The sequence below is a fragment of the Citrobacter sp. Cpo037 genome (genome assembly GCF_030332945.1).
Classification (GTDB): Bacteria; Pseudomonadota; Gammaproteobacteria; order Enterobacterales; family Enterobacteriaceae; genus Citrobacter; species Citrobacter portucalensis.
In genome coordinates, this window is the sequence record NZ_JAOWGW010000052.1 from 76,220 (window position 1) to 86,694 (window position 10,475).

Genomic DNA, 10,475 nt, shown 5'->3' on the forward strand with positions numbered 1-10,475 from the left:
AGCGGTTTCTACGCCCTCACCTTGAGGGCGTCATCAGTTCTTTTTCCGCCGTTGATGCTGATTGAATAAGCTACTGATAAATAAAAAACATAATGCGCCAAGCGCGCACCAAAACACCGCACTAAACAACCACGCCAGCTCTTGCCACAATGAACGCGTCGGCATAAAAACGAACCGCATCAGTAACAGGCAGCACGGCGCCGCCAACATTGCACCAAGCAGGGGTTTGAGCACTTCCCGACGATGGGAAAAAAAGCTTGCTGCAGCACCAGGTAAGATAAAAAACAACAATCCGACCTCAGGATGCCCTGCCGCTCTGAATGCCCCTTTCACGTTCAGCGTTAATGAAAGACACACCACAATAAAGAGCACAAAGCAGCAGACCGCACTCGCCCAACTTTGCTTATGTTTCAATCGTTCCTCCTGACACATTCTCTATCGAACACTCTTTTCGCCCGCAGGCGTCCAGTCAGATAAAGTAACTCGGCATTCCATGCCAAAAACACACCCACACGATTCTTATAGCCGTTGATACGTAATGAGATTAAACTAACCGCATATATTGTTATGCTGCATTATTCGGGGCTGTGTACGATGCTATCGCCCCTTAATTTCTGGCAAAAACATTAGCGTAAATTGCCATTTCTTTCAATAGCTTACTAGTAAACAAGAAGTTAGTCTCCGTGAATATAAACGTCGCAGATTTGTTAAATGGGAATTACATCCTGTTATTATTTGTGGTCCTGGCTCTGGGCCTGTGTCTGGGCAAATTACGTCTGGGTTCAGTCCAACTCGGTAATTCCATTGGCGTTTTAGTGGTCTCCCTATTATTAGGTCAGCAGCACTTTAGTATTAACACCGATGCATTAAATCTCGGCTTTATGCTGTTTATTTTTTGCGTCGGCGTCGAAGCCGGTCCCAACTTTTTTTCGATTTTTTTTCGCGATGGGAAAAATTATCTAATGCTTGCCCTGGTGATGGTCGGTAGCGCAATGCTGATCGCGCTGGGGCTGGGTAAGCTATTTGGCTGGGATATCGGCCTGACGGCGGGCATGCTGGCTGGCTCGATGACCTCAACGCCGGTGCTGGTCGGCGCGGGTGATACCTTGCGCCATTCAGGAATGACAGGGACACAACTTTCAAGCGCTCTCGATAACCTGAGCCTGGGTTACGCCCTCACCTATTTGATTGGTCTGGTCAGCCTGATTGTTGGTGCGCGCTATTTGCCGAAACTGCAGCATCAGGACCTGCAAACCAGCGCCCAACAAATCGCGCGTGAACGAGGTCTGGATACCGACGCTAATCGTAAAGTGTACCTCCCGGTGATCCGCGCCTATCGCGTTGGCCCTGAGCTGGTGGCATGGGCCGATGGTAAAAATCTGCGCGAACTGGGTATTTATCGCCAGACCGGTTGTTACATTGAACGCATCCGTCGCAACGGCATTCTGGCCAACCCGGATGGCGACGCGGTATTGCAAATGGGCGATGAGATAGCCCTGGTGGGTTATCCGGACGCCCATGCTCGCCTCGATCCCAGCTTCCGTAACGGTAAAGAGGTGTTCGATCGCGATCTGCTCGATATGCGCATCGTCACTGAAGAAATTGTGGTAAAAAACCACAATGCCGTTGGTCGTCGCCTGGCCCAGTTGAAACTGACCGACCACGGTTGTTTCCTGAACCGCGTGATCCGCAGCCAGATTGAAATGCCTATCGATGACAACGTCGTGCTCAATAAAGGCGACGTGTTGCAGGTCAGCGGTGATGCTCGTCGCGTGAAAACCATTGCCGATCGTATCGGCTTCATTTCAATTCACAGTCAGGTGACCGATCTGCTTGCCTTCTGCGCCTTCTTTATCATCGGTCTGATGATCGGGATGATCACATTCCAGTTCAGTAATTTCAGCTTCGGCATCGGGAATGCGGCTGGACTGCTGTTCGCTGGGATCATGCTGGGCTTCCTGCGTGCCAACCATCCCACATTTGGCTATATCCCGCAGGGTGCGCTGAATATGGTGAAAGAATTTGGCTTGATGGTATTCATGGCAGGCGTCGGTTTAAGCGCAGGCAGCGGCATTGGTAATGGCCTGGGCGCCGTCGGTGGTCAAATGTTGATTGCCGGCCTGGTGGTCAGCCTGGTTCCAGTTGTCATCTGTTTCTTGTTTGGTGCTTACGTATTACGCATGAACCGCGCCCTGCTGTTTGGTGCCATGATGGGCGCACGTACCTGTGCTCCGGCAATGGAAATCATCAGCGACACCGCACGCAGCAACATCCCTGCGTTAGGTTATGCAGGGACCTACGCGATTGCCAACGTTCTGCTGACATTAGCGGGGACACTCATCGTCATCGTATGGCCTGGTCTTGGTTAGCACTGAAATTTTCCCTTAATTGAAAAATTTTTTGCAGGTAAGCAGAACTTTTCTTCAAGGCGTCAGTCATAACTATTGCCACTGCTTTTCTTTGATGTCCCCAATTTGTGGAGCCCATCAACCCCGCCGTTTTGGTTCAAGGTTGATGGGTTTTTTGTTGCCTGAAATTCATCCCCCTTCCAATCAACCACTTAGATAACTTCTTTTTCATGTGTGGCGACAAAATGGCGACAGCGCTTTTGTTATGGCGGCACCAGACGTACAAAACCCGCCAGCGGCGGGTCAGTATTAGTAAGCAAATTGTTCCTGCATACCCTTTGGATGAGGCGGTGCTGCGCTGATTTTTTGAGGACGGCATACTGAGCGCACAAAAGTCTCATGCGTCACGAAAGTATGCCCGCATTCGATGTTAGTGCACTGGTTGTAGCGTTCTTTGGTCTCATTGGAAACCTGGAAGCTGCTTCGGGTATGTGCAGCCTGCCCGCACATAGGACAATTCATCATAATAATCAGCCCTCATTATTAACCAGTTCGCAATAATGATACATCATTGTTCGCAATTTGGAACTAATCATTCCATTGCGAACTCATCTATTTTCACTTCAAGCTCCATGCTGGTCGTAAATCCATTATCCGGGCTGACAGAATGCGTCAGGGTGGTAATGGTCCATTCTGCATCATCGATCGGCTGCTTAAACCCCGCCACCTTCACCGGCATTTCCGTATAGAGATCAGCCCGCCCCTCAGCGAGCTGCAGGGAAAATGAAGCAACCCCACGCTGCAGGCGTTCCCACTGCATTTTTGCTGCGCGCTCTGCATTGCTCCGATTGGCATAGGTACGATTAAGAACCAGCACGTTTTCATCCGTTCCCACCAGATAATCTCCCTGTTTTGCTTCCGGCTCTCTGGGTGTGGTGGTTTTCTTTCGACGGCGCTTAACACTGGTTGTCTCTTTTTTCCTGGGTTCACGCGTATGCAACCAGCTGGCAATAACACCGGTATAGGCACCACGATCAGCAAGGGTGAACCGATGACCGTCACCGGCTTTGCGCGTGATGGTGATAACCGGCAGCGGCTTGCCGCTTGCCGTTCTTCCCTGTCCCTGCCGGATAAACAGCAGGTTCCCGTCCTTAACGGAAGCAATCGCCCCATACTGTCTCGCCAGTTTCACCAGAAAACTTGCATCGCTTTCATTGGTCTGGTCCAGATGATCCAGTGCCTTATCCGTCAGGTCTTTACCCAGCGCCACTTTGAGGTTATGCCGGGCGGCGATTTCCTTTACCACCTCCCCCACCGTTGTCTGATGCCATGATTTTTCGCGCCGTGTATTGAGGGTTTCACGGAAATCTGCGCTACGCGCCCGGATGGTCAGCCGGTCAGGGGCACCGCTGTGTTCAATTTCATCCACAGTAAAAGCCCCTTTAGGGAAAAGCGGCTGGCCTTTCCAGCCCAGCGCCAGCTGAATCACTGCCCCACGTCGCGGCAGGGCGATCAGCCCGTCGGCGTCGTCCAGCTCCAGATCAAGCTGGTCCGCTTCAAAGCCCCGGTTATCCGTCAGCGTCAGACTCATCAGACGGGTATCCAGCACGGTCGTCACGTCCTTACCTTCAATGACGATACTGAAAGCCGGGCTTTTGCTGTTCAGATTCAGAAGATCAGAATTAACGTTCACTGCAGCAATCCTCCTACCGTGTTCTTAATCCCCCCAATCGCAGAGGCAGCAGAGTCCTGCAGGTTGCTGAGCTGGTCACTCAGGCTCCCGAACATGTCAGACAGCGATTCATCAACCCGTTTGAGGGTGATCGTAAACTCAATGCGCCTTGGCATTCCACTGGCAAAAAACTCCGTCTTTGTCTGGCTCAGACTTTCAATAACAAACATGCCGTAAATGGTTCCGCTGCCTTCAATTAAAGGCCAGGCTTTGCCCTGCTCTGCCATCAACTCCAGCGCCAGCAATGACAGCCTGCCTCCGGTCACTTCCGGCAGCAGAACCCCGGAGAGTGTCAGTGAATCGTTATCCGGGCCAAGAAACTGCGTTGACGGGCGGCGGTTCACCCGGCTGTTGGCTGCATGTCGCCAGCTGCGCTGATACTGCAACTCCTGATAAGGGACAGTGCGCAACATAAATACATATAAACCCAGCACCATCATCATGATTCATACCCCCCCTGATCGCTGAAATTGCTGCGCGCTTTTGCCCTGGCCCTGCGTTCCCGCTCGTCAAGCTGCCGTGCCACTTCACGGGCAATATCCTGCACACTCTGTCCCGGCTGCGCGACGATATGAATGGGCGCATTTATCTCATAACGAATAACTGACGGCGGGCTGTCAGCCTTAACAGATTGTGTCTGGTATGCCCTCGCAGGCAGGCTGAACGGATGAAGCGGAGCCGCTTCTGCAGGTGTCGCAGCTACCCCCATCACACCTGCAACGACAGAGGCCAGCGCAGCAGTACGCCGCCTGCTGGTGACATTTGCCGGTCCGTTCACAATTTCAGGGCCATTTTCTCCAACAATGCCAAACTGCCCGCGTGGAATGATCCCGCCCGTGTCGTACATCCCCGCGTAAGCCGGGAACCCGCCGGGCGGCAGCACCACTTTGCCGTCACTGTTCACCGTGGCGGACTGCTGCTGCGTGACCTCCACAGGCAGTTTCGCCTTTGCCGCCTCCTTACTGACAATACCGAGTTTTTCCAGCAGCCACGACACACCAGATTTAAGTGATTCCAGCGGGTGCATCACCCTATTCAGACCTTCCGCCAGCGCCTCACCAAACCGGCGCCCCATTGCAGCTGCGCTGTTCAGTTCTTCGGAAGTTGATTTAACCGGCGTAAGTAAATCACTGAACCAGCCCCACAATGCCTGCACCCTGTCACCAATCCACTGAAACACGGGTCTGAGCGGCTCAAAGGCGGCGCTGATGGGCGCAGCAGCGGCTTTGAACCCTTCCACCACGCCCCCCAGAAATGCACTGATGGGCTGCCAGTATTTCCACACAACCAGCGCCACACCAGCCAGCGCAGCCACAACCAGCCCTATCGGGCTGAGCAGCGCGCCCAGCAGACCAGAAATGCCAAACAGCGCGCCGCGAAGTAATGCCAGCGGACCAGAAACAAGAAAACGCAATACGCCACCGGCAGCTGTCAGCCCACCCCGCAACGCCGCCAGCGGGTTCATCACCATACCGATAACATTACGGATGCCTGACATACCTGTACGGAACACGGCAAGCGGCGCACCTGCCACCGTTTTCAGTGCATTACCCGCTATTCCGGCTGAGCGACGCAGGGAATTAAGCGGGGCACTCAGCAACCCGACACTGCCACCGGATGACGCCATCCCCCGACGCAACAGGGAAAGTGGCGCACCTGCCAGCCATGACAGGGCACTGCCAGTACGTGTTACTGCTGCAGCAACGGAAGGTAATGTTTTTACACCCAGCACAGACAGGCCAAACCGAATCACCGCAATCGGCCCCAGCACAGCAGCCACCGCCACGGCAAGTGTACCCAGCCCGACAGTGACAGCCGCCGTAGCCGCCGCCACTTTCATCAGCGAGCCAGCCAGCACGGGATTCTGCTCCACCCAGCGACGCAGCGCCCCGGTCACGCCCTTAACCATGCCCATAATATCCATCAGCGGCTGGCGCAACGTTTCCCCCAGGCTGCTGAAAGCGTTCTGCGCGCCCGTCTTAACCAGCAACCACTGCGCAGACAATGAATCCTTGTTAATGTCGGATTCTTTCTGCATGGAGCCATTAGCACCACTGCCTGATGTGAGTTTCAGCTGACGCTGCAGCTCCGGCAGGTTGTTAGCCAGCTTTGCCGCATCATCGCCAAACTCTTTACCAAAAATCATTGTCATGGCTGACAGGCGTTTATCCTGCGGCAGATTGTTGACCTTCTCCAGAACCCGCTGAATGGTGCCCATGGCATCGGTGGTCATCTGCTTTTCAATCTCCGCAGGATTGAGTTTCAGCAGGTTCATACCTTCAAAGAAGCGCTTACTTTGCATGGTGGCAATGGACAGTTCACGCACCATGGCATTAGAGGCGCTGGCGGCAATTTCCGGGGCAGCCCCAAGAGAAAGGAATGTTGAACCCAGCGCAGCAGCCTTTCGGAAGTCAAGGCGGTCAGCCACGCCCCCCATACGCTGCAGGACGTTGATAATGTCCCCTCCCTTTGACATGGCGTTATCGTCCAAGTAGTTCAGCGCATCGCCCAGTTGTTCAATATTGCGCGTCGGCACTTTATAGAGCTGCGCGATTTTCCCCAATCCTTCCGCCAGCTCATCGGCGGGCAGCTCAAAGGCCGTTGCAGCTTTTGCCGCCGTGGATGCAAAGGCCAGCAAGTCACGTTTCTGGTCCTCAAAGGGATCGTCCTGGTTGGTCACGCCCATACGCGCGCCCCCTTCAACCAGCGCGGCATAATCTATAGCGCCATTCTCCATCGGCAGCTGCTCACTGGCAGCCTTAATGGCATCCTGCATGTCATTAAATTGTTTTGTACGGTTGCCGTTATCGTCACGAAGCCCGTTTACCTGCTTTGCCACGCCTTTCATAGCATCTTCCATACTGGCGTAGCTCTTAACTGCAGCCATAACCGGCGCGCCCATTGCCAGCCCCGCTGCCGTAGTGGTGGCCCCGGCTCCGGCTATGCGATCCCGAACCTCAAGACGGCGCGAATACTGATCACGAACCGCATTCATTCTCGCCTGCTGTTCACCCAGGCGTTTCAGGGATTTTTGCTGTCGCTCCAGTGCCAGTCGGGTTTCATCGGCGTTCTGCCGTAGCTCACGCTGTGCGCTGCTCAGTTTCTTTGTATCAAGCCCTGCCTCATTCAGCGCAAGGCGCTGACGCTGCACTGACTGACGCAGCCCGTTATATTTTCCCTGTAAATCGGTGACGCGATTTTTAGCCTGCTCAAGCAGTCTGGCCTGTGCTGCCGTCGGGCGGTTGGTCGCAGTAAACTGCGTGGCGAGTTTTGCCGCTTCTTCGCGGGCGGCTTTAAGGCTGTTACCTGTGACTGCCAGCTGCGCGCTGGCCTTACGGAAGCCATCAATTCTGCCCGCCTGAGAATCTAACTCTTTCAGCCGGGCGCGGCTTTGCTGAATAGCGGCAGCCAGCTCTTTTGAGCTGGCCTGCGCGGATCGAAATGGGCGGGTGAGCTTGTCAACCGCATTCAGGATCACCTGCAGACGCAGGTTATTGTCACTCATCGCTGGCCCCGCTTCTCTGAATCGCTTTGTGCCGCCACTCCAGCACCTCTGTCAGCGGCATAACGTCAGTGATGGACGGCGACCAGTGAAAGATGGTGGCGATATCCGCCACCAGGTCATCAATCGTCAGGCTGTCGGTAAACCGGCAAGCACCGACTTCTTCAACAAAAAAGTCACCACCTCGACCGACAGCGCGGTGAGATCGGCGGGGTCCAGTTCAGCCATTTCCTGTGCGGTCAGCGTCGGGGTGGAAATACGCGGGATCACTGTCATCATGGCCCCCACGTCCATATCCATAATGGCCTGCAGGCGGGTGCCGCGCAGCGCACCGGACTGAGGCTTACGCAGCACAATTTCGGTGATTTGGGTTTTACCGCGCATGATGGGCGTATCCAGTTGTACGGTTTTTTCAGTCAGCTTGTCGTTCATGTTCGTTTCCTGTTAATCAGATACTGGCGCGGATCACCGCGCCGTTAAGTTAAATCAGAGGCCAAGGGCGTTACGGTGCGCTTCCATCAGGTCCACGCCGTCAACGATTTCAATCATGTTGACCACATCAACCTCATAGAGCACCTCGCCGTTAATGGTCAGCTTCGCGTAACTGTTGGTGCTGCTGACTTTGGTGGCGCTACTTTCTCCGGTTTTCCACTCGCCGGAATCCACCTCTTTATGACGCCCGCGCACAATCAGCTCAACGGCCTGCACTTCGCCGGTATCGTCACGCTGAATAGAGCCGGTGAAACGTAGCTGGATGCCATCAACGGTTGCCTGGCCCATCTGCTTGAATAACAACAGTTCGGTGCCGCCGATTGAAAATTCCGTGTCCAGTGCGCCGTCATCCAGTCCCATATCCACATCCACCGCGCCCGGCATACCGCCGCCGCGATACTTCTCAAACTTTCGTGTGAATTTCGGCAGGGTCAGGGACTCAACGATCCCCTGCCAGTTGTTCCCGTCGTTGAACAGGTTCAGGTGTTTTAACTTGCGTGGTAATGCCATGTATCCCCCTTATGCACTGACACGGCTGGCAAAATCGACCAGGTAGCGATCGGTGATGCGCTGGCGCAGCATCAGATTTTCAAGCGGCGGCACAGGCGTGTAGTCGTAGTCGATGGTGAGTTTCCCGGCTTTCAGGGAGTCTTTATCGTTCACTGACTCATCCAGCCAGCAATCCGCCCCGATGAGGTATCCCTGATTCACCAGGCTGCGTAATTTGGCGCGAATACCTTCGATAATGTCGCGGGCCAGTGACGGATTCAGTGGCTTATCCACCGCCCACATATGCCCCTCTGCAATCGTGTCAGCCAGCACCTGCGCCGTGCGGGTGTAGTTCTCAAACGCAAACAAGGGATCGTCACTGAGGCAGCGGGAACCCCAGAAGCGGAACCCGTCTTTACAGATCAGCGTGGTGACGTCGTTCTGGTTCAGCAGTCCCGCATCCGTTGCCGGGTCCTGCAGATCCCAGAACACATCAGCGGAAATACCGGTGACGCCATTCACACCCACGTTGGACAGGGTTTTGTGCCAGCCGGTCTGTTCGTCGATTTTGGCGCGCAAACCGAGCGCACGGGCGGAGGCGTAAGCCGTTGCATCGGCTTTTAGCACGGTGTCAAAGTTGATGAAATCAGGCCAGATCAGCATCCCTTCTCGCTGACTGAAATTGTCCCGGTAAGCAATGGCTTCCTCCACCGTCTTGCAGCCATAGGCAGACAGGTAGGCAAACCCACGCAGGCTCTGCGCAACACTCATCAGCTCAGTGGCTACCGCCTGCGTGTCGTGCCCCGGCACACCGAGAATGCGCGGCTTAACTTTCAGCTGCGACTGCGCAGAAAGCAGCGCTTTCATCCCCGTTTTTTTACCGTCGGAGGTGACGCCACCGATAATATTGGAGGTGGTTTCCGCTTCGGTTTCGCCCTGCGCCACGCGCACAACAACCGTCACGGGTTTTGACTGATCGGCAATCGCATCCAGCGAACGGGCCAGCGTGCCCGACTCGCCTGCTTTACCGCTGGCCTCCAGCACATCCGTCAGCAGAACCGGCTTATTGAGAGGAAACACGGACGCATCAGCATCATCGCCGGTGCAGACCATGCCCACGATAGCGGTGCTCACCGTGGTGATAGATCGGGTGCCCTCGTTGACTTCAACAACGCGCACCCCGTGGTGGTAATCCTGAGCCATAGCGGCGAACCTCCTGATTGGAATAGGCTTCGCCCTATGTTGTATTGATTACGTCACGCAGACAGCTGCGCGGCGTTGTCCTGTTAATCACACAATGTCGCAGGATATTTGCGGTATAACGTCGAGATCCCCACATCAAAAATTAAAGCAACCCGCTGCCGTGTTTCACCTGCAGCAAGTAACCTGCCAGCCTGTGCCCATTGCTCTGGCGTCAGTTTTGGTCTTCGCCCTCCAATCCTGCCTTTAGCTCTTGCGGCTTCCAGTCCCGCACGGGTTCGTTCCACTATCAACTCGCGTTCCATCTCCGCCAGTGCCCCCATAACGTGAAAGAAAAACCGCCCCATTGGCGTACTGGTGTCTATGCTGTCAGTCAGACTACGGAAATTAACTCCGCGCTGCCGGAGTTCTTCTATCAGGGTAACAAGGTGTCGCATGCTTCTTCCCAGCCTGTCGAGCTTCCATACAACCAGCGTGTCTCCCTCTGATAACGTCCTGAGCAACCTTTTTAGCCCTGGCCTGTCTGCTGTTTTTCCGCTCATTTTGTCTTCAAAAATTAGCTCACATCCTGAGCGTTCCAGAGCATCACGCTGCAGCGCTGTGTTTTGCTCACTTGTTGATACGCGCACATAGCCGACTAACATTTGTTTTCCCTTATGCAAAAGCCCAAATAATGCCAGCCAGACGGGAAAACAGCATTTTCTTAAACGTT

Annotated in this window: 11 protein-coding genes; 1 reads left to right on the plus strand and 10 read right to left on the minus strand. The window is 54.5% G+C overall.

Annotated elements, in window-relative coordinates:
• Positions 1-33: 33 nt before the first annotated feature.
• A complete protein-coding gene (locus OGX94_RS09025) occupies positions 34-414 on the minus strand; it encodes an inner membrane protein YbjM (protein WP_003035356.1) in 381 nt (126 codons plus the stop codon).
• A 269-nt stretch (positions 415-683) separates the two neighbouring features.
• Between OGX94_RS09025 and OGX94_RS09030 the strand changes: the two genes are divergently transcribed.
• Positions 684-2,369 carry an aspartate:alanine antiporter gene (locus tag OGX94_RS09030; protein WP_003831652.1) on the plus strand — a complete coding sequence of 562 codons (1,686 nt, stop codon included), beginning with the start codon at positions 684-686 and terminating at the stop codon, positions 2,367-2,369.
• A gap of 288 nt (positions 2,370-2,657) precedes the next feature.
• Here OGX94_RS09030 and OGX94_RS09035 read toward each other — a convergent pair whose 3' ends face one another.
• From OGX94_RS09035 to OGX94_RS09075, 9 genes are all read right to left on the minus strand, one after another.
• Positions 2,658-2,873, minus strand: coding sequence for an ogr/Delta-like zinc finger family protein (locus OGX94_RS09035; protein ID WP_058842448.1), 216 nt, complete (start codon positions 2,871-2,873; stop codon positions 2,658-2,660).
• Positions 2,874-2,940: 67 nt separating this feature from the next.
• A complete protein-coding gene (locus OGX94_RS09040) occupies positions 2,941-4,041 on the minus strand; it encodes a phage late control D family protein (protein WP_286569067.1) in 1,101 nt (366 codons plus the stop codon).
• Positions 4,038-4,523, minus strand: coding sequence for a phage tail protein (locus OGX94_RS09045; protein ID WP_000980407.1), 486 nt, complete (start codon positions 4,521-4,523; stop codon positions 4,038-4,040). Before OGX94_RS09045 ends, OGX94_RS09040 begins: the two co-directional genes overlap by 4 nt.
• Positions 4,520-7,585, minus strand: coding sequence for a phage tail tape measure protein (locus tag OGX94_RS09050; RefSeq protein ID WP_286569070.1), 3,066 nt, complete (start codon positions 7,583-7,585; stop codon positions 4,520-4,522). The genes OGX94_RS09045 and OGX94_RS09050 overlap by 4 nt, the downstream gene beginning before the upstream one ends.
• The gene (locus tag OGX94_RS09055; RefSeq protein WP_001397628.1) at positions 7,578-7,697 is read right to left on the minus strand and encodes a GpE family phage tail protein; all 120 of its coding nucleotides are present in this window, start codon (positions 7,695-7,697) and stop codon (positions 7,578-7,580) included. Before OGX94_RS09055 ends, OGX94_RS09050 begins: the two co-directional genes overlap by 8 nt.
• Before the next feature lie 14 nt (positions 7,698-7,711).
• Positions 7,712-8,014, minus strand: a complete 303-nt coding sequence (locus OGX94_RS09060) for a phage tail assembly protein (protein ID WP_001397629.1) — start codon at positions 8,012-8,014, stop codon at positions 7,712-7,714.
• A 54-nt stretch (positions 8,015-8,068) separates the two neighbouring features.
• Complete coding sequence (locus OGX94_RS09065; protein WP_286569072.1) at positions 8,069-8,584, minus strand: phage major tail tube protein; 516 nt, start codon at positions 8,582-8,584, stop codon at positions 8,069-8,071.
• 9 nt (positions 8,585-8,593) lie between these two features.
• Positions 8,594-9,766, minus strand: coding sequence for a phage tail sheath protein (locus tag OGX94_RS09070; protein ID WP_060855072.1), 1,173 nt, complete (start codon positions 9,764-9,766; stop codon positions 8,594-8,596).
• A gap of 83 nt (positions 9,767-9,849) precedes the next feature.
• Positions 9,850-10,407 carry a recombinase family protein gene (locus OGX94_RS09075; RefSeq protein WP_048233364.1) on the minus strand — a complete coding sequence of 186 codons (558 nt, stop codon included), beginning with the start codon at positions 10,405-10,407 and terminating at the stop codon, positions 9,850-9,852.
• Between the last annotated feature and the right edge of the window lie 68 nt (positions 10,408-10,475).

Bases quoted from the DNA above. Each gene is read 5' to 3' on its own strand.
- OGX94_RS09045 (WP_000980407.1), bottom strand. From the start codon at position 4,523: ATGATGATGGTGCTGGGTTTATATGTATTTATGTTGCGCACTGTCCCT.
- OGX94_RS09075 (WP_048233364.1), bottom strand. From the start codon at position 10,407: ATGTTAGTCGGCTATGTGCGCGTATCAACAAGTGAGCAAAACACAGCG.
- OGX94_RS09065 (WP_286569072.1), bottom strand. From the start codon at position 8,584: ATGGCATTACCACGCAAGTTAAAACACCTGAACCTGTTCAACGACGGG.
- OGX94_RS09060 (WP_001397629.1), bottom strand. From the start codon at position 8,014: ATGAACGACAAGCTGACTGAAAAAACCGTACAACTGGATACGCCCATC.
- OGX94_RS09035 (WP_058842448.1), bottom strand. From the start codon at position 2,873: ATGATGAATTGTCCTATGTGCGGGCAGGCTGCACATACCCGAAGCAGC.
- OGX94_RS09070 (WP_060855072.1), bottom strand. From the start codon at position 9,766: ATGGCTCAGGATTACCACCACGGGGTGCGCGTTGTTGAAGTCAACGAG.
- OGX94_RS09050 (WP_286569070.1), bottom strand. From the start codon at position 7,585: ATGAGTGACAATAACCTGCGTCTGCAGGTGATCCTGAATGCGGTTGAC.